The 21,907-nt window shown below is 41.0% G+C and carries 11 protein-coding genes; all 11 read right to left on the bottom strand.

Annotated features, from left to right (window positions below; translation table 11 throughout):
* Nucleotides 1-118: 118 nt before the first annotated feature.
* Complete coding sequence (locus tag HC965_RS11660; protein WP_191031613.1) at nucleotides 119-1,339, bottom strand: glycoside hydrolase family 88 protein; 1,221 nt, start codon at nucleotides 1,337-1,339, stop codon at nucleotides 119-121.
* Between the two features lie 49 nt (nucleotides 1,340-1,388).
* Nucleotides 1,389-3,038 carry a glycoside hydrolase 43 family protein gene (locus HC965_RS11655; protein WP_191031612.1) on the bottom strand — a complete coding sequence of 550 codons (1,650 nt, stop codon included), beginning with the start codon at nucleotides 3,036-3,038 and terminating at the stop codon, nucleotides 1,389-1,391.
* A gap of 224 nt (nucleotides 3,039-3,262) precedes the next feature.
* Nucleotides 3,263-4,651 (bottom strand): alginate lyase family protein, encoded by a 1,389-nt coding sequence (locus tag HC965_RS11650; protein WP_223854842.1) that lies wholly within the window; start codon nucleotides 4,649-4,651, stop codon nucleotides 3,263-3,265.
* A gap of 43 nt (nucleotides 4,652-4,694) precedes the next feature.
* Entirely contained in the window at nucleotides 4,695-6,266 is a 1,572-nt protein-coding gene (locus HC965_RS11645; RefSeq protein WP_191031610.1) for an Ig-like domain-containing protein, read from the bottom strand.
* 37 nt (nucleotides 6,267-6,303) lie between these two features.
* On the bottom strand, nucleotides 6,304-8,043 hold the full coding sequence (locus HC965_RS11640) for a RagB/SusD family nutrient uptake outer membrane protein (RefSeq protein WP_191031609.1): 1,740 nt from the start codon (nucleotides 8,041-8,043) through the stop codon (nucleotides 6,304-6,306).
* Nucleotides 8,044-8,054: 11 nt separating this feature from the next.
* Nucleotides 8,055-11,342: a TonB-dependent receptor gene (locus tag HC965_RS11635; protein WP_191031608.1), complete on the bottom strand. Its 3,288-nt coding sequence runs from the start codon at nucleotides 11,340-11,342 to the stop codon at nucleotides 8,055-8,057.
* 69 nt (nucleotides 11,343-11,411) lie between these two features.
* Nucleotides 11,412-11,927: an RNA polymerase sigma-70 factor gene (locus HC965_RS11630; RefSeq protein WP_191031607.1), complete on the bottom strand. Its 516-nt coding sequence runs from the start codon at nucleotides 11,925-11,927 to the stop codon at nucleotides 11,412-11,414.
* Between the two features lie 955 nt (nucleotides 11,928-12,882).
* On the bottom strand, nucleotides 12,883-15,708 hold the full coding sequence (locus tag HC965_RS11625; protein ID WP_191031606.1) for a two-component regulator propeller domain-containing protein: 2,826 nt from the start codon (nucleotides 15,706-15,708) through the stop codon (nucleotides 12,883-12,885).
* Nucleotides 15,709-15,872: 164 nt separating this feature from the next.
* Nucleotides 15,873-19,016 (bottom strand): glycoside hydrolase family 2 TIM barrel-domain containing protein, encoded by a 3,144-nt coding sequence (locus HC965_RS11620; RefSeq protein WP_191031605.1) that lies wholly within the window; start codon nucleotides 19,014-19,016, stop codon nucleotides 15,873-15,875.
* 95 nt (nucleotides 19,017-19,111) lie between these two features.
* Nucleotides 19,112-20,377, bottom strand: coding sequence for an alginate lyase family protein (locus tag HC965_RS11615; protein ID WP_223854841.1), 1,266 nt, complete (start codon nucleotides 20,375-20,377; stop codon nucleotides 19,112-19,114).
* Nucleotides 20,378-20,430: 53 nt separating this feature from the next.
* Nucleotides 20,431-21,894: an Ig-like domain-containing protein gene (locus HC965_RS11610; protein WP_191031603.1), complete on the bottom strand. Its 1,464-nt coding sequence runs from the start codon at nucleotides 21,892-21,894 to the stop codon at nucleotides 20,431-20,433.
* Between the last annotated feature and the right edge of the window lie 13 nt (nucleotides 21,895-21,907).

The following is a 21,907-nucleotide window of genomic DNA, read 5'->3' as shown; positions in this document are numbered from 1 at the left end:
CAACCTAACCCTAACCAGTAAAAATGCTCTGCAGAGAATGAATAGTTCTTGCAGAGCATTTATTTTTTTAAGCCAATCCGTATACTGTGGCATTGGCAGCATATTTCACTAAATCGCCTTATCCAAGCACTCCGTGCCCTTCCTGGAGACGTTTTAATCTTAACAGGGCTTCGATATAATAGTAATCCGCATAGATGATAGAAGCATCTATTTCCGAATGATTCGGCCAATGTCCTGTGCTATGCAACAGGAATGAAGGCTTACTTTTACCACTCTGATAGCTGTCGGAATTCAGACTTGCCAACATCTCGATAGCTGCATCCTTATAACGTTTTCCCGTTCCGTTCGGAAGATACGTAGACAATTCGAGCAAAGCGGAAGCAACCACCGAAGCTGCCGAAGCATCACGAGGGGCATTCGGAATAGCCGGGTCATCGAAATCCCAATAAGGAACTTTATCTTCAGGCAGTCTTTCCAAATAAACATCTGTCACTTTCTGTGCAAAATCCAGGTATTTCGGGTCTTTCGTTTCACGATAGACTACGGTATAGCCATAAATTGCCCATGCTTGTCCGCGTGCCCACATAGTGCTGTCGGCATATCCCTGGTGGGTGACTCCTTTAATAAGATTCCCCGTAATCGTGTCATATACAGCTACGTGATACGAAGTATAATCGGGACGGAACTGGCATTTCATGGTCTTGTCCGCATGGGCAACTGCCACGTCATACAGATAGGGATTACCACCATTCTTGGCTGCCCAGAAAAGCATTTCAAGATTAATCATATTGTCCATGATGGTATTGTGCGGCCAGTTACGCGGCTCCACTTCACGGGGCCACGAAAGGATAGTGCCCACAATCGGATTAAACAGAGTAGCCAATGTATCGGCTGTATCCAGTATCACTTGTTTGTAAGCAGGATTCTTGGTCAGGCGATACCCGTTTCCGTAGCTACAGAATACGAGGAAGCCCAAATCATGGTCGAAAGCCGGAATTTGAGAAAGGAACTCCAGGGAGTTGGTGAACTTCTCAGCTTCTTCCAGGATATGTTTATCCTGCGTATATTCATAATCATACCAAAGGACCCCCGGCCAAAAACCGGCACACCATTCTTCTTTCGTCGCCTTACGGCAATTCCAGTGCTGCTCGTCGGGCATGATATTACGCGGCATCATCGTATAGTCGATACCGGAATCCGTTTTCAGTTCCGCAAGCGTACGTTGTGTCTGTTCCGCACAGTAGTCTAATGCTTTATTCACATCCAATGTACCGGAAGGCTTGTGAGTACACGTACAGAATCCTAACATCACAGCCAAACCTACTACAATCTTTTTCATTGTTCAATATCTTCGCGTTAATTCTTAATCTATCTATTTTTATTCTTTTCTACTTAGTCATCCGGAACCAGTCTACATCCGCCCATCCGCGATTCCCTTCATTGGGAGTCACACAGAATACACCGACTTTAGCTCCAATCCATTTACCCTGGCGGGCGATGAAATTCTCTCCTACCGTCGTATATTTCTTTCCATCCAGGCTATATGCAAACGTACAAACTGATCCTTTACGCACTTTCACCTGTAAGTAGACTGTTTTCCATTCATTGTCCGCCACGCCCGGCATCTTCAGATATTCTACCGGGAAACTGGCAAGTTCTTTCACCTGTTCGGGATTTTTCAACTCCGCATCTTTACAGACTGCCTGTTGCAGAATAAACTTATCGCCTGCTTTGCGAACGGACAGGTAACTGTAATCCCATCCCATCACAATAAGCCCTGCTTGTTCTCCATCCTGTTTGGCTGTAAAAGTCAGCTTCGTGGTTGCTGTGAACTCTTCCGCCGGAAACTTCTGCATCAACAGATTAGGCACTTCCCAAAAGTTCACAAATTCTTTCGACAGGCTGCCTGCGTACAAACGAATATATCCTAAATCGGTAGTAAACCCGTAAGTGTCTTGTTTATTGGCATGCCATTGCCACTGTAATCCCAAATGACGGGTATTAAATTCATCACTTTCGGGCGGTGTGGCTACCGGATACGTCTTTCCTACATTTGGCTTTCTATACGTAGTGACAGGTTCGCCGCAACCATCTTTGTCCTTATCAACTCCGATTACCGGCCAGTCTGCTTTCCATTCCATCGGATTCAGGTGAATCACACGTCCGTAAGCCCCTTTATCCTGAAAGTGAACGAACCAGGATTCTCCCGTATTCGTGTCTACCCAAGCTCCCTGATGAGGGCCGTTAATATTTGTCTTTCCTTGCGCCATCACAATCTTCGATTCGTAAGGGCCATAGATATTCTTCGAACGGAGAACCAACTGCCAACCGGTTGCGACTCCACCTGCCGGAGCAAAGATGTAATAGTATCCGTTACGCTTATAAAGTTTCGGGCCTTCCACCGTATGGTTCTTTCCGTCATTTCCGTCAAACACCATGACCGGAGCTGATATCGCTTCCGTTCCTTCAGCATTCAGTTCACAAATCACAGCAATACTATTTATTCCGCTACGGCTGGCTGCATATGCATATACCAGATATACTTTACCGTCTTCGTCCCAAAGAGGAGTCGGGTCAATCATTCCTTTTCCTGCCTTTACCAACAGCGGTTTGCTCCATTCCCCTTTGGGGTCTTTCGCCTTTATCATGTAGATTCCAAAATCAGGATCGCCCCAGTAAATGTAAAACTCCCCGTTATGAAAACGAATAGATGGTGCCCATACGCCTTTACCGTGCTGCGCTTTATCAAAAAACTCTTTCGGTTCCTGCACCGGCAACGCATAATTCACCAACGACCAGTTGACCAAATCATTGGAATGGAGAATAGGAATACCCGGGATACAATTGAAACTGGACGCTGTCATATAGAAATCATCTCCGGCTGCACAAACATCCGGATCGGAATAATCTGCATGGAGAACCGGGTTCTGATAAGTACCGTTGCCCTTATCAGCCACCCAGGTCTTTGAAATTTCTTGTGCGCCTGCCAATGAACAACAAGCCATCATTCCTGCTAAAAACAGAATCTTTTTACGCATAGTACCTAACTAATAATTCTTTTCTAAATTCAATTGTTATTCCTAAAAACAGGTTCTTTCTACCTTATATAAAACTAATCAGCCGTAAAACTGAATCTTATCTCTTTTTTTAAAACAATCTGTTTACTGACCTATTTGCTTATATATACGAAGGGGATTAAGTATTTACCTAATCCCCTCATAACTTTTTTCTTATACTCTATCAAATAGTATCCGTTCACACATTACTCACGATACATCATCAAGGTACCCCATCCTAATTGGTCGAATGCCCCGCTATTAACCCCATAACGGTTATCACCACTTCCACCTTCCGGACGCATCTTATCTGCAAACTTTTTAGCATATATATAGCCATTATTCAAACCTTTGACCTTAGCATAATGATTATATAGTATTTCCCATCCCGTACGAGGTGTCCCACGTCCTTCATCATCTGCAACAGATGTATGGATTTTACCGTGATTTTTATCTTTACAACTGCAATCTATGCAATATTTATATTCATCAAACGGCATCTTAGTAGCTGTAATCATCCATGTGCCTGTTGCATTAGCATTATCAACACCCTCTTTCAGATTAAAAAGAGCTGTATATTCACCCATTTTCATAACGGCATTATTATTCGCAGCGAAGAAATCAAGTTCCGTAACTGTCGGATTATACTTATATAAAGAATAAGCCATCTGACAGAGATTAGCAGTTACCGCTACCGACATCATGGCATGCCCTTGGTCACGCCCACTTTCCTGGTTTTGACAAATTGTTTCTCCACTATCCAACGGATCTGCGAAAGTTCCCTGAATAAGATTATTAATAGAACCGTTACCGCTACCATTATGGAAATAATTGACTACATAATTAACCATTTCATCATTTTCAGTCAAAATACCGATAGCCATATACGAACACAAATTAACCAAGTCCCAATTCGACCAATAATGATAAACACAGTCTGTAGTCCCCTGATACCAATGATAAGTCAGGAATTGTTTATTTTTAGCCGCAAACACTTTAACAATCCAGTCTTTAAAAGCAGCTATATCCTTAGAAGCCCAGCCTGAATAAGTCTGCATAATTTCCGCTGCATTTGCAAAAGTATATCCTTGGCATCCGGCAGCCAACATCTGATTAGCATCATTTGACTTAATTTCAGTACAAGTTTTCGCCCAATCATTCAAAACCTTGACAGACGCATCAGCATAATCTGAATTACCGGTTAACTTCCATAACATAGCCATCTGGTAAGCTGCCGCAGCATCATACATTGCAGGTGCATAATTTTCTTTACCATCACTTGTTATTCCAGTAGCATCACCACGTACTATCAATGTCTGCGGGTTCGCTTCATAAGGCAATTGGGTAAACCGATTATTCTTTAGTGCTGTAAATTCATCTTTTACAGCTTGAGGTGCAGTCCCTTTATCCAACATATCTTTCACACGTGCAAAATCATCACCATTGTACATCCCACATGGATGAGTATAGGTATATTTAGCTTCTACGGGAACATACACTTCTTCCGGCATAGTCAGATCCACCACTCCAAATTCATTTTCACGACATGCGGTCTGCACTGCCATCAGCAGTGCCAAACCCGTCATCTTTATCATATTCTTATTCATAAAGTTCATTTTGAATAAAATTATTACTCCATTATTTTATTACATCGTAAGTCAATCCCTCTGACTCAATATATGCTTTCACATCATCCAATGTCTTGAATGTTTGTATCCAGTGAACATCATACTGAATCTGAGTAGTAATAGTAGCAATATCTGCATATTTGAACTGAAGAGTAGTAAAAGTCGCAACAGATGTTGTTGGCATTGTTCCACCATTCTTCCAAGTCTGTGAAGATAAATTATAAATAAATACATGACTGCCATCACTACACTTATAATCATGAAGCCATTTATTATTATCACCTCCAAAATTCCCACTATATGTAACACCATCACAAGTACCGGAAGCATCCAGATTTATCGCGCAAGCAGTAACTCCTTGATCTTTATACAAATCACGAACATCATCCATGCGGACAGCAAAAATAGGATACTTACCAGCATGCAACCAAGTCTTAGGACTCCAACATTTAAGGTCAGCTCTCTGCTTCGTATCGTTCTGCTTATAAGTAGTAACTGTTATTTTCCCATCACTCCACACATGAGATGAGGAAGTTCCGTTACCAGATTGTTTCGCATCATACCAATTATAATTATTTTGGTCATGGAATAGTTCGCGAACCAATCCTTCTTCTAAACGTAATGTAATGGAAGAACTCTTCCCTGTTTCCGGACAAGTAGCTGTAATAATCACGTCACCAAACACTCCATTCTGATTGAATGTCACTACACCGGCATTCACAGTCGCAATTTCCGTATTGTTGGAAGACCACTCTATTAATGACTTCGTACAATCTTCGGGAACAGTCGTATAATTCAAAGTTACTTTCTTATCTGAAATCGCAAATAAATATCCCTTATCTACTGAATATGTTTGGTCAATAGAAACGTCTTCAGGTGGTACACGCTTATCAACTGTAATTTCCTTACTTGCCGTAATACCTGCACCATCCAAAGATGTTGCTGTAATAATAACCTTTGCATGGATATTGTCATTTTCTATACCAGTAAGAAGCCCATTCATATCAACTTTAGCAACAGACTCGTTAGAACTACTCCATTTAACCGTCCTATAAGTAGCATTTTCAGGTAAAATAGAAGCTGAAAGCTGTAATGTCTCGCCGGCATATACATTATCAACATCTGAACTGATAGTTATTGTCTGCGCTGGAGCCAATTCATTCACAACGGCTACTTTCAAATTACTATATACCCCACTACCCGAATACATAGCTATAGGAGCCACCTGAACAATAGAATACCCTGTTCCATCACCACTCACAGCCATAACCTTACCATTATCCACAGTAGCTACAGCAGGATTGGAAGTAGTCCAAACAACGTCTTTATAGGTAATATTCTCCGGTGTCATCGTATATTCCAAATTAACACTCTCCCCCTTTATCAGAGGTAATACGTTAGCCCCCGTCTCATCCTTATAAATAAGTTGCTGTATATCCGATGGCAAATTAAATACAATGGAAGAAGGGCAAATGGATGCAGGTAGATTGGATATAGCATCATCATCACTACAAGATACCAGCGCCACTGAAGCAACACTTAGCATCATAAGCGTCAATCTATTTTTTATTATATGTTTCATAATATCTATCATACTCTTTATTATTATATAAATTCATTTATTCGGTCCATCCCGGATTCTGTCCCAACTGCGGATTTAACTGCAATTGATCTGAAGGTAATGGATATAAATATAGTTTATCAGACCAAACCCGGCCATCATAAAGAACGATGCAACCATCACTATTCAAAGAGCGTGACTGATTTGCCCAATGAGATTCAAACCAGGTACCAGTATATTTCACACCAAGCTGGTCTTCTACCATTTCTTTCGGAGCAGTAGCCCAACGCTTCAAATCATCAATTCGGAAACCTTCAAGCACCAGTTCCAATGTACGTTCACGACGGATTTCCTCTCTCATAGAAAGCCCATTGGTTGTGACAAATGAGTTACTCAACTTCGGCATAGTCGAATTAATACGCAGACGAACCAAGTTTAGAGACAAATCCAAATCAGTATTCGAAATCGCTCCATCCAACTCATAAGTAGCCTCAGCATAATTCAACAAAACTTCGGCATAACGAATAACCGGATAATCCATAGACTCTTGTGTGTCAGCCACTAACCGTTCTACCGCCCATTTGTGATTCTGATATCCACTATTAGAAGTGACAGAAAGAGTTAAAGCTGTTGCCAAATCCTGGTCATCCCAAGTTTTACGCGAGTTATTAGTTGTGTTATTCCAATATTTCTCACCGTGTTGCATCAAAGTAGTAGTCATACGGTTATCACGATTCTGAAATTCATCAGTCACACCCACATATTTTTTAAACAGTGGAGACTTTTCAATAGGTAACCCGTCAGAACACAAATACATATTAGCCCATTTACGAGTCACAAAAGTAGCATTTGCCAAATAACCTTTCGTTATGTTTGTGCCGATACCATCTTCGATACGATGGCGGCGAGCTAAAATATATTCAGTATTATTAGACTTTATAAGATGAGCCGGATTACAATCAACATCTTCCAAAATAAACATGTAGCGATAGCTTTCAACACCTAGTTTATCATTGTAAAACAACTTAAATCGCTTACCATCAATTACTTTATAAGCAGCATCTTTAGCAATCTTCAACAGTGCCGCACTGCGTTCCGTATTAGTCGTTGCATTACTACCGTTTGTATGGAATTTCTGCCAAGTACCTTCATATAAAGCTACTCTGGAAAGCATTGCCCAAGCTGCATCTTTTGTAACACGACCAGTTTCCGCTGTTTCAGGAAGACCATTCACTGATTCAGTCAAGTCCTTCACAATCTGATCTATTACCACAGCTCTGTCATCACGTGTTGTCTGAAGTTCCGGAGAATTCAAATCCAGAGGTTTAGTTACCAGAATAACATTTCCAAATATCTGCACCAATTCGAAGTAGCAATATGCACGGAAGAATTTAGCTTCAGCTACAGGGACAGCTATAGAGGCTCCATCAGCAAAACTTTCTGCTTTATCCAACAATAGATTTGTATAATAAATCTGTGTATACAGTTTCGTATAATTATCATCTTTTGCAGGAATTGAATTCGTTCCTTTACTATACGTATTTACAGAAGCTCCGGCAATCAGATCAGAACGCCAATCACTGTGAGGACCGTCGCTAGTAGAGCACATATAAGTATTTGAGCTATGAAAATCCCGGGTCCAGGTATAGAATTGGTTAGCAAATAACTGAAAATTAGATGCCTTATTCCATACTATCGCATCATTCAATTCTGCCTTCGGTTCAAGATCCAGACAAGAAGTAGCCATCAGACTCAACAAAGAAAGGCAAGCTATTTTTATGTATTGTTTCTTTTTCATCAGATATTAATTTAAAAAGTTAAGTTCGCACCAAAGGTAAAGTTACGAGTAAAAGGATAACGTTTCAATCCTGAAGCATCACGGGCAGCTTCCGGATCCCATCCATCTTCAATTTTAGTAGTTTCCCACAAATCCGTACCCGTCAGATACAAACGTACTCCCTGAATTACTTTAGTCTTTTTCAGTAAGTTAGCAGGGAAAGTATAACCGATAGTCACATTTTTCAAACGAAGATAACGTCCATCTTGAGCAGTAATAGAAGACGCTTGATAGTTGTAATCATTAATCTTGCTATCGTTCGTATAAGGTGCATAGTAGGCATCAGGATTAGATGCACTCCATGTATTACCTATAGAAGAAGTGATAGTATTCGTATAATTAGAACGGAAAGGAACAGTCCAGTTATCCACCCCACGGTATACAAAACGATTGGCTGAACCTTGGAAGATCACATTGACATCAAAACCTTTATAGTTTGCTCCCAAATTGAATGAATATGAAATTTCAGGAGTATCGCTACCTAGATAAATATAATCTCTATAGTCAAGCACACCGTCACCATTTTCATCACAAAACATATTGTCACCTACACGCAAATTGTCGGGCATACCAATACCATTATTATTATAATATTTTGCGATGTATGCAGCCAACTGCTCTTCATTCTGAATCTTACCACCATATCGTAGTCCGAATATTGAATTTAGAGAATATCCTTGTTGATTAGAAGTATAACCGGACTTCATAACAGATGTACCGCCAAAGTCTACCAGCTCATTTCTAGTGAAAGTAAAATTTCCACCTACATGATAGCTCACTTCTCCTATTTTTCCATTATACGTCAACTGACCTTCAAATCCCCAGTCTTTAAACTTACCAGCATTAGAAGTAGGCGCTTTATCACCCAAAATACCCGGATAAGTAATTTCAACCAACATATTATTATTGCGTTTCATAAATCCTTCTACCGTACCGGTCAAGGCTCCATTAAAGAAACCAAAATCAACTGCGATATTATAATTCTTTATACGTTCCCAATTTCGGGTAGTAGAAGCGAATTTTCCGTCTGTAGCAATATAAGACAGTTTGTCGGAACCAACATAAGCTCCTGTTCCGGAAATTAGTTTGTAAAATAAAAATCCGTCATAATTATCAATACCGCTTTGACTACCCATCTCTGCATAAGAAGCACGAAGTTTCAAGTCGCTCAAAAAATCAACATCTCTTAAAAATGCTTCTTGTTTCAAACGCCACCCTAAAGAGAATCCATAGAACAAATCCCAACGATTTTCCGGCTGAAACTTAGATGAGCCATCATATCGGCCATTGATTTCTAATAAATAACGACCATCATAGTCGTAGTTGAAACGACCAAAATAAGACAGATTGGCATTCTGATAATTATTCTTTTTCATGGCATCGTCTTTATTAGCCAAAGTCAATGTTCCGGTACCATTAATAATTCCCACACCATCCAAAATATCAGTATAATTGGCACCATAGTAGCTCATATCTTTAAATTCATATTGAGTACCCAATGTCAGACTCAGCTTATGTTTATTAGCAAAAGTCTTGTGCGCATTCACATACGCAGATAGCGAGTAGAAATCCGTACGTGAAGTAGTTTGTTGATAATACGACTTTTCTTGCGATGGATCAACAAGCGTTTGTGCATTGCCTGCGAAATTATAATAAGTTATAGAATTCTGCACTGTACTGCGATTAGCAGAAGATGTATTATAGCCTACATTGACATTAGCATCCAACCAATTTGTCACCTTTGCATTCAAAGTCTCGCTAATATTAATAGCCGATACAGATAATTTATTATCACCACCCTCTTCTACTTTAGATACAGGCGATCCCCATGTTCCCCATGCATATGGCTTACCATCGGATGTCTTTAACGGAAGTCCCGGCATTGGTACGGAAACAGTCAATACAGACCCAATTAATGTGGGTGAAACTTGTTCCTGACGATTGTATGATATAGAAGATTCTAATGTGATATTTTTATTAAATTTATATGTATTGTTTACACGGAAATTATAACGTTGGTTGTTGTTATTTCCATATTGCAAAGTAGAGCCATCATATAAATAGTTTAACGATATACGATAAGAAGATTTTTCCGTTCCACCGGAAACACTCAGACTTTGCTCTGTCGACCAAGTACTACCAAAAAGCGAACCTAACCAGTTCACACTATCATCGAATACAAAATCTTTCACGTCTGTAAAGGCTGCTTGCCCAAAAGGATTGGCACTTGTTTGTAAATCAATATAAGAGTTCTTATACTGCTTAGCTAGTTGAGCATATGTATACCACACATTGGAAGTGTTATTGTCATTGCTCAAAGCGGTCATCACACCATCTGCCCATTGGTCTATATTCATCAGTTCCGGCATTAGACCAACAGTTTTCAAAGTAGCAGTAGTGCTATATTCAACCTTGACCTTACCTTCCGCCCCTTTTTTAGTGGTAATCAAAACAACACCACCAGCGGCACGTGAACCATATATGGCAGCCGAACCGTCTTTCAGGAAGTTGATTGACGCAATATCATTAGGATTCAGCAAACGCATATCATTGACACTGTTGCATGCCACTCCATCAACTATAATTAATGGCTCCGTACTGTTTTTGGAGGAAGAACCACGAAGATTTAAGTTCCAGCTTTCATCACCCGGTGCAGAAGAACCACGAGTAATCATTACTCCGGCAACCTGTCCTTGTAATGCTTCCAGCGGACTTGACAATCCCCCTTTCTCCTTAAAAGCCTTCTCTCCAACTACAGTAACAGCACCTGTTAATGATTCCTTTTTTTGGGTACCAAAACCCACTACCACTACTTCATCCAACACTTCACTGTCTTCCTGCATTTTCACATTTACTACAGTTTGCGCACCGACTTCTATTATTTGGTCTTTATAACCAATATAGCTGAATTTCAGTTTCGCACCAGCCGGGACATTAATGGTGTAGTTTCCATCAATATCCGTAATAGTACCTTCGGTTCCACCTACTACACTGATATTCACTCCAATCAGCGGTTCGCCTGTCGCATCAATAACTTGACCTTTTACTTTCTTCTGCGCCTGTGCTACTATCTGACTGTCATTAAATTCCGTATCAGCCCATGCCTGCGAAACAGGACAGAGCCCTAACATCAATCCCAAAGCAAACACTGCAGTTTTGCCTGGTCGCGAATTAAAAATTAATCCTCTTTGTTTCATAAAATTAAATTTGAGGTTTAAAAATAGTATTAAATTTTTGTTCTCTAAAATAAGGGAAGGCATACAGATGCCTCTTTGTAAATTCTGACTCCTTTTCCATAAGCACAAAGGGTTATTTATTAATGAATAAGATTATATACAATTTCGGAAGAATTCGCGCATTTCACGACGGCCCAGAAACAGGTGGTTTTCTACTGTCCTACAGCTTAGATTCAGTTCATTGGCGATTTCCGGCGAGGTTTTATTTTCAAAACGGTTTAATGTATAAATTAACCGACGTTGCTCGGGCATGGCAGCCAAACGGTTGCGTTCCATTGTCATTAAATCATCACCGATAATTTTTTCTTCGGTTTCATTGGTAGAGGTGGACATAGTATCATAGATATAGCCGTCTATCTCTTGTTTCTTATAATAGCGACGGATATAGTCGGTTACTATATTACGGGCAATGGTGAACAGGAAATACTTCACTGTATCCGGGCGAAGCATTTGTTTGTAGTCCAGCAGACGTACAAATACATCTTGGGCTAAATCCTCAGCTTCGTAGCGATGAGTGATACGATAAGTAATATAGGTAAGAATCACCTGATAATATTCTTCATAAGAACGGGTGATGATGCTGTCGGAAGTGTTAGTTGTTGTCTCCATAATACTATCTTTTTCGGTTTTGATCACGATGCAAATATAGAGGGGATTTCGGATATAACATCCTGAAAATAGGACGGATCAATCTCAACGAATCTAGATAGACTTATTTAAAGTTATAACATTAATAATCAACGCATTACCCACTATCATAATTGAGTCTCACTTTATAAAATGAGACTCAATTATGCCCATATAAGAAGTATTAGAACTCATTTCTTATCATCAATAGCTATTTGGCAGAATATAATGTCGCAACTAACCTTTGCAACCGGAGAAAATAAGTTGAGAAATAGGGTCGAAAAATTATATAAATAATAATTACTACTCCATAATTCTAAAATTAACGTTTAGAATGTCAGTAACAAAAACGCATTTCAGTCAGTCTCACCGTAGACATAAATTCACATAATACACTATATATCAACCACATAATAAACAAACTCAAAGAAAACCTACTGACACAACTGACAACTGACACCTTTATGCCTATTTCTTTTGAAATTCTTTCTATGTTAAAAGAGAAAATGTATCCAATTATTACCTTCCTGTATATTTTATCGCATAATACCTACTAACTTCCAAAAGGTATCATATATTTGATTTATATCAACATAATAAGATATAGAAGGCCACTGACAAAAATAAAATAATGGAATAATCAGCGGTATCTATCGGTTCTACAAATAAGAGATATTTAATTGATTATCAAGCAACAACAAACACATAAACATATAAAACCGCTGACAAATAAGCACAAAGTGTCAGTTGTCAGTAATGTCAGTAGAAAGCACACCTTCCCACAGTACTAAATACGGACAAATAGCGGTTTAAATCCGGATAAGTACAAGAACGGAATAAAACCAGTACAAGAGAGATGACAAACATGTACAACATTGGAGTGAATCAAGTACAGGATAGATGTGAATGATGTACATGAAACCAATGAAAGAAGTACTTATTCTTCCTTGGCAGTACCTCCGATGCTACGGATATATTCATTCGGAGTAACTCCTGTACTCTTTTTGAATGACCGGAAGAAAGATGCACGCGAACTAAATCCACAGAGTTCTGCCAGTGCAGTCAATGTATAGCGGGAATATTTGCTATCTGCTACCCATTTTTTGAATTGGGTGACACGGTATTCGTTTATAAAATCATAGTAAGACTGATTAAGATATTGGTTCAAAAGGTACGATAATGAATGTGAAGAAGTATCCAAAGCAGAAGCCAAGTCACCCATTTTCAAATCGGGATTAATATAAGGCTTTTCTTTCTCCACATAAGCCACCAGTTTCTTATGAAGCTCTTTACACTCCTCTTCAGTTAGCCTATTAGTCTTATATTTCTCTTCGGCAGTGGAAGGTTGTTGCTCAGAAATCACTTCCGGCTGTTCCACCGATTGCTCTTTCTGTTGTATTTCCTCTGCTGATACTGAAGCCGATGAAGCAACAGAAGAAGCAGGCAAACGACGTATGCGTTTCCATACATAATACCGTATAAAGGCTATGATTCCTACAATTAATAAAACGGAAAGCGCCCAACCCCACCAAGGTATCATAGGACAGACTGTCACTTGACAAGTAGCTTCCGACTGCTCATTTCCCGGAAGACGAATACGGAATGTATACGTCCCGGAAGAAAGTCCATAATAAGAAACTTCGTTCTGCGCAGCCAATAGTTTCCAATCTTTATCAACGCCTTCCAAGCGATATTCGTACAGCAATGCGGAAGGCAGGCCATAGGCAAAATCTGTGAAACAGAAAGTCAGATTATTCTGATTATATTTCAAGGACGGACTGGTGAAAGGAACTCCATTGGCTAATATATCCGTAAATACAATCGGACGGACTTTACCCCGCACTTCATCCACCCGTTTTGGATCGACAGATATCAGCCCTTTCGTATTGCCAAACCATAATATTCCATGCTCGTCCTTATAAGCAGCTCCATTAGTAAAAGTCGGCCCGGGCACTCCATCATTGAAAGTGAAAGCGTCATACTCCTCCCCTTCCTTTTTGATACGCAGCAAGCCGTCATTACAGCCTACCCACAACCAACCTTGATTATCTTCTACAATCGCCATCAAAGAATTGTCGGGAAGCGTGGAAAATACAGATTGATTACGAAAACGATCCATCGTCAAGGTTGATGTAAACAAGCTCCCTTTCTCACGGATAAAATAAAGGTTATGTTCGGAGTCTTCATAAATGGTGCGCACTTTATCCTTGTTCACAAATCCTTCGGGAAAGACATTGGAACGTAAACTTTGGGAAGCCGGGTCATAAATACACATACCGGTTTCCGTAGCAATCCACCCTTTGCCGGTGGAATCAAAACTGACCTCATAAACGTTACCTTCCGGCAACTGGGAGTTGGCACTGGTGAAATGCTTTATCTGTTTTGTCTGCCCGTTATAACTAAACAATCCTTGCGAAGTTCCTATCCAAAGATTTCCCTTTGCATCCGGTTTCACACAGAATATATGTCCTTTTTGGAAAAGCTCCGTATCACCCTGTGCAAAATATTTAAGAGACAGCGTCTCCGGATTCAGCACCATCATACCTCCACCATACGTACCGATATAATATTCTCCTTGATAGAAACTGATTGTCAGTATCAAATCCGAGGTTAGGACGGGTTTTACAAAACTCTTTACTACTCCGGTAACTTCATTTATATAAAACAAACCGTCACGCGAACCGATTACTTTCTCCTGTCCCCTGTTTACGAAAGAGCGAATGGAAAGGTTGGCCGAGTTGAACAAAGGCGGATAAACATAGGTACGGAAAAGTCCGTTCTGATAGAGCGAATAATCTAGCCCTGCCTGAAAATGCCCCACCCAGACAGCACCTCTATCATCTACAAGCAAAGAGTAGACAGAATTACTGCGAATTCCTTCCTTATCATTGAGATCGTGATAAAAACGGCGTGTCACTTGTTGGTCTTTATGCGAAAGAAAATGGACGCCATTGCCATCAGTAGCTATATACACAGTCTCTTTCCCATCGCTGGAAATATCGGAAATGACATCACACCCCAAAGATACTGTATGAGAGAATGCTTTCTTTTTTATATCGAAACGTACTACCCCCTGGCTCATTGTACCGAGATAGAGCGTTTCCCCGATTCGAGTCAGACAACGGAAATAATCTGCTTCGGGTACATTCTCCTGAAAATGCCAGGAATCAATCTTTCCATCTTTCAGCGAATAAGAATACAAGCCTTGCACTGTAGCCAGCCATAATACGGTTTTATCTTCATTCAGGCAAATATCCATGATTCTGTTACAGGCGGCGAGCATATTCCGGTCTGTCAGGACTTGAAGCAACTGACCGTCTTTATGGATAAACAAACCTTTCTCCGTACCGATATAAAGAATATCTCCATCAGCCAGCAATGTATTTACAGCAAAGTCTATCTTTTCGGGGACAATCCTGTCCAATTGGCTGTTAGTGCGGTTCAGCCGCCAAAGTCCTATACCATTTCCTACCCAAAGTTGTTTATTGGCTGTTTCCGTAACGCTGTTCACACGTTTCTTTCTCCCCGATTCAATGCCCCGGAATTCAAAATGACGCACTTTCACGCCATCAAAACGGTCGAGACAGTTATCAGTTCCCAACCAAACGAAGCCTTCCGAATCTTTATAAATAGCATTCACCAACAATCCGGAAAGTCCGTCGGACATGACGACATTACGAAATGTATAATTCTGGGCTTGCAGATTGACACCGCAAACCAAATATATTATTAAAAAAATCAGATATTTAATCGTGTCTTTCACCTGTTTACAGCTCTTCTCATATTAAACATGTGACAAACTTACATAAAAATCTCCAAAGAAGAATACTTCTTTTATTAAAAATCGTCTCTTCATATCTGCTATATGTTTAATAAACAAATACGAAAAGACGATTATATTTACTCAAACGTCACTCAAAAAAAACATCAATCTATCAATTCAATCATATAACTATATGCATATTTCTTATCAAGCAGTCTATATTCATTGTGCGGATACATTCCCCAACTATTGTCACCGCCCAGTCCACGCTGTTTCAAATCTACATGCAGAAAGATATTCTTTTGAGGAACAATGTCAATCGTATGCTGCATCTTCCGGGTCAACCCCGGGTCAAGGTCTTCCGGTGAGAAGTGCAAGGCGGAGAATGCGATAGGTTGCAGACCTGTAATTTTCACTCCTTGTCCTTCGCCATCCAATAAAGACAGCCAGCGGACATCTGTTTTATTACCGGTTTCCTGCGGACGTATATACCAGTAAAACTGGTTTTCAACTTTATCATCATAACGCCCGATGAATGAACTTGAATAACGGTCGATGTAGTTTTCAAAAGGACCTCTGCCATAATAAGTCAGATTCTCATAGGGTTGTTGCAATTCCATCCGCATACCGAAGCGGGGAAGTTCAGGAAGTCTCGTTCCTGTCAGGTCGATGCTTCCTGTCACAATAATAGAGCCATTATTGCGTATCAAATATTCCATCGTATAAGGAATCTGAATATCACTTAATATCCAATCAACCTTTATGGACAATCCCTTTTCATTCTTCTCGTCTATTATTACATTCTTCACATAACGGTTGACATGAACTGTCCGCCAAACACCTGCCAAAGCTGGCATTTTATTGCCGAAGTCGTTATCAACCGGAGCACGCCAAAAAGCGGGTTCCGGATATTGCTTAATGGGTTGTTTGCCATTTATACTATAATTAAACAATACTCCTTTTTTCAAATCAATCTTACCGGAAACAGTACCCGACTGAAAGGATAAAACGTTGTCTTTCATTTCATAAGACAACTTACCCGAACAAACAGGAAGAGGAGCAAAAAAACTGCTTTTATTTAGCTTTATCTGTTCTTTAGCTACTTCATAATGTGCAGGGATTAAATCGGTAGCAACCTTTGTATAGGCATAAAGGTTGAGAAAATATTCATGTCCATCTTCCGGGATAACAGGAAGGCTTAAACGCATCTCTCTTTCCGCATGAGGTTTTAATTCAACATTGAAATTTCCGGTAGAGAACTTCTCTCCATTTTTAGTTATCTCCCAAGTGAAAGCATATTCATTCAGATTGGTAAAGTCATAACGGTTTCTAATTGAAATAATCCCTTTACTTAAATCTTTGGCATTAAACTGAATATATTGATAGACTTTCTTTACTTCATACGCTTGCGGTTTGGGGATACCATTAGCAGAAATTAAACCATCGGTTCCTGTATTCAGTTCCCCTTTCTTATCTTCCAGCCATTTATAGCTTCCCATTTTGCCATTATACATCCAATAGGTACGTCCGTCTCTCGGTTCTGTACTCATCTTATATCCTTGATCCATAAAATCCCAGATAAAGCCACCCTGCAAATTAGGACTGTCATAAATAACATCCCAAAGGTCTTTAAAGTTACCATTGCTATTCCCCTGGGCATGAGCATACTCACACATGATAAACGGGCGCTGTTTACCGGACTTGGCATATTCCGTTATTTTCCACATATTAGGATACATCGGACATACAATATCTGTATTCCAATCTTCCCAAGCTTGCTCAAACTGTACAAAACGGCTGAGATCGTATTCTTTCAGGCGTTTATATTCATCATGGAATACGATTCCATTACCACACTCATTTCCTAATGACCAGCCAATGATACATGGATGGTTTTTATCTCTTTCTACCATACGGGTGATACGGTCTACATGAGCAGCATACCATTCGGGACGATAGGCAGGATGCGGTATCGTATCTTTGAAATAAGGAACTGAACCCATTCCGTGGGTTTCAATATTGGCTTCATCTACAATGTAAATGCCATATTGGTCGCACAATTTATAAAACAACGGATGATTGGGATAATGGCTGGTACGAACAGCGTTCATATTCAGTTGCTTTATCAGCTTCAGGTCATTCATCATGATTTCATAAGTTTGAGTATGTCCCAAACTGTCGTTATGTTCATGTCGGTTGACCCCCTTTATATAGGTTGGAACACCATTCACCCACAGTTTGGCATTCTTTATTTCGATACGGCGGAATCCGACTTTATGAGCCACTACTGTTTTTTGCTTGTCGTTATCGGTTTGAAGTGTCAGGATACAGTTGTAAAGCGAAGGCTGTTCAGCACTCCATTTCTGTACGTTGCGTATAGCGCCTTCAAAGGCTAGTGTAGTACTAATATCTGAAATATGATATGCTTTCTTGGCCGACAAGACTATTTTACCCTCTGCGTCCTTCAATTCGAGTGTAAGCGTCCCTTTGGCAGGAGTCATATTAGTATTGAACGAACGTAGGTCTACGGTAGCCCGGAATTTCCCATGCCGATAGGTATCGTCCAGTCCTGCATGCAAGAAGAAATCCCAGATAGTAGTTTTGGGATAAGCGGTAAGGAAAACATCGCGTTCGATACCGCTCAAACGCCAAAAATCCTGGTCTTCCATATAGCTGCCATCGTGCCAACGATATACCTGCACGGCAAGTAAATTCTCCTCTTCTTTCAGATGGCGGGTTATATTGAATTCAGCAGGGACCTTCGAAGTTTTGGTCATGCCTACTTGTTGTCCGTTCACATAAATACGGGCGTAGCCGCTGATAGAGCCGAAATGCAACAACACTTCACGGTCCTGCCAATGTTGAGGGATTGTAAATGTGCGCCGGTAGGTACCCACCGGATTGTCAACGTCAATATAAGGTGGATTGGGTGAAAACACATACTGAATGTTACGGATAATCGGCTCACCAAATCCTTGGATTTCCCAGTTGGAAGGTACGGTAATTGTATCCCAGTTATTGTCGGATAAATCTGTGCGATAAAAATCTTTTATGCTCTCTGCTATATCTGGGGCGTAGATAAACTTCCACGTACCATTCAATGAATGTTGCCAGGGCGATTTTTGAGGATTATCGCTTACAGCATCGTCAGCCCGCTCATAGAGACGAAAGTCAGTATGTGGCTTCTCTTTGTTCCACTCATATCTGGTGGGGTCTTCCCACTCGTTGTTTTGCGCCTTCGTCGTTTGAGGTGAACCACCCAAAAGGCAGAAAAGGAATAATAAGGCAGAAAATAATCTATTTATCATAAGGAAAGAGTTATGAGGGTTTCAGCGGAGAGTATCAAGGAGTTAAGAAGCCTGACTTCTTAACTCCTTGAAATCAGCAGGAGAATCTCTAAAAGTTATTCTTCAGTATACAATAATGTTCCAAATCCCAAATCACCGGCTTCGGCAGTACCACGCTCACCATATCCTTCGGGACGTTCTTTTTCGGCAAAGGCTTGTGAATAAGGCGCATTCAGACGTTTCACCTTGGCATAATGGTTATAAAGAAGTTCCCATCCCGGACGGGCACGGCCTTTACCGTCGGCCGATACCTTCTCATGCCAGCCATACTTGGGGTGATAGTAAGGTTCGAAGGGCATCTCTACATCTTCGGTCGAAGTCAGGTTGTACTTAGCCGTGTATTCGCAGAGGTCGAGAATGATGTTGTCATTGTAGGCGAAAAGGTCAATACCCATGTTATAGGCTGTACGGCAGAAGTAAGCGTGCAATCCTACGTTGAGAGTAGCGTGTCCTTGGTCACGTCCCATCTCCTGACTCTGTGCCAAATGTCTGCCTTTCACTTTTCCCTCCGGGTCTTCGTGCATACCTTTCACCGACCACTCGATGCAGCCCATACCTTTTCCGTGATAGAAAAACTCCAAGGCTTGTTTTATCTTGGCATCGTCATCGTTCAGCACACCGATAGAAAGAATGGTGAGCATGGCGGGCAGGTCCCAACTCATCCAGCCCGCAATAGCTGAAGAGTTAAAGTGGTTATCTAAGAAATCATCGCAGATGGGATAGAAAGTTTTATCTATCCATTTCTTGAAGATTTCGAAATCTTCGGTTTTCCAGCCTTCATAGTCGCGCATCAGTTCAGCGGGAGCAGCAAACTGGTAACCGATGAATCCGGCGGCAAGCAGGCGATGGCTGTCGTCAGGCCATGTTTTATAATTCACCCCCTTACAAGTCTTAGCCCATCCGTTCAGAATTTTAATAGCCGCTTTGGCGTAATCTTCATCCCCCGAAATTTTCCAACGTAAAGCCAACTGATAAGCGGCGCCGGCATCGAAAGCAGCCGTATTAAAGTTCCCGCCTTGCGAGTGGCGCACAATTTCCTCTTGCGGATTTGAATTGTAGCTCAGTTGGGCAAATCGGCTATCGCACAATTTTTGCCAGCCGCTAATCCAAGGTTCGGCGCGTTCATTCACTTTGCGGCGTGCACGTTCAAAGTCGGCTTCGGTGTTCACCAGACAAGGATGCTTGATGGTGTACTCATAATTTTCATTGGGGTTAATTTCGCGTTGCCACGGTTCGGGAGTTCCGTTCTCGAACTCGGCACTGCAGCTGGTCAATAACACAAGCGCTATGTTGCCCACGAAGGTATAAATCAGATTTTTCATACATTCAAATTTCATTTTGTTATTCAATCAGTTTTCTGAGAAGTCGGTTACAATTATTCAGAACTTTCAACCTTTATCAGATTTTTCAGTTCCTGTTCCGATGTGAAAGTCTTAATCCAATCCACATAGATACTGCCAGTTTCATTGGCTTCATACCAGATTTTCCAAAATTGAAGTTCCACCGTATCATACTTCGTCAATGCAGTTGGCATATACTGTTGTTTTGAGCCGAGGAATTTCTTCGTAAAGTCGGCATAGAACACTTTATATTCACCGCAATCTACCACAGCCATGGCGTTTTTACCTTTATCGGTATCTTCACCATATTTACCGGCTACTGTAATGCCGCTTCCCCCCCAAATGTCGAGATACCACTCCATGCTTGTGGATGCTTCGAACACATTTTCGGGGAATTTCACTTTAAAGGCCAAGATGGGATAGTTGGTTACATTGAATCCAAATCCACCAGTGCGACAAATGCGCATAGCCTTGTAAGCCTTATCATCGCCTGGGAAGACGCGAAGCGTTCCATCGTTTTTCATCCATTCAAATTCCCTGTGGTTAAAGCTGCCGAATGGCTGCCACATATTCTCGATAGTAAACTGGTCGTTCATTAAACCTTCACTCACGTTAATACTCATCGTAGCTTTGACAGGTTTACCGTCACCATAATCAGCCAAAGCGGTAATCACGGCATTGCCATAAGCCTTCGCCACGAATCGGCCTTTTTCGTCAACTTCCACAACATCGGGTTTGTTGCTTTCCCATGCGATGTACGATAGTGTAGCGTCTGCCGGCATTACATTCATCTGCGGAGTATAGGTTTCGCCTAAAGCCAGCTTGTCGGCTTCCTTCACGAATTCCATACTTTCGATATAGATAATGGGCTTCACCTTAATTTCAAACTCTTTTGTAAAATGCTTGTCATCGGTAGCGGTAACCTGGATACGTGCCGTTCCTTCAGCTACGCCCTTTACTTCACCTTTTTCATTGATGGTAGCCTTATCAGGAGTGAGGCTTTTCCAAATCACCCCGGGATAAGTTGGGTCGGCCGGAATAGTTTGCCAAGTGAGTGGCAAAGTCGAGGTAACAAACACTTCAAGCTCTTCGTTAGTGAGATTGATATCAGCGATGTGAACAATTTCGTTTACCACCTTCACATTGATGGTTGAAGTGGTAGAATAGCCTACAGCCGGCCTGGCCGAAATGACCGTGCTACCCGCACTTACTGCCGTGATGCGTCCTTCGGCATCTACGGTAGCTACATCGGGCACAGTTGATTTCCATACCAACTCTTTGTTGAAAGCTTCATCGGGGCCTACCGTATATTTTATTAATGTATCAGTACCTATCAACAGAGGCAGGTCAGGAGTCACTTCAAGGCTGATTTCCTTCACGAGTACTCTCTCGTCTAAAACGGTGGATACATCGTCATCGTTACACGAAACGGTCATCACCAAGCTACTCGTCATCAGTGCTGCAAATGCACCTTTTTGAAGTATGTTTTTGTTTGTCATAATTCGATTACTT

This window comes from Bacteroides sp. GM023 (genome assembly GCF_014750685.1).
In the GTDB taxonomy this organism is placed as follows: Bacteria; Bacteroidota; Bacteroidia; order Bacteroidales; family Bacteroidaceae; genus Bacteroides.
This window is presented reverse-complemented; position numbering and strand designations above follow the sequence as displayed.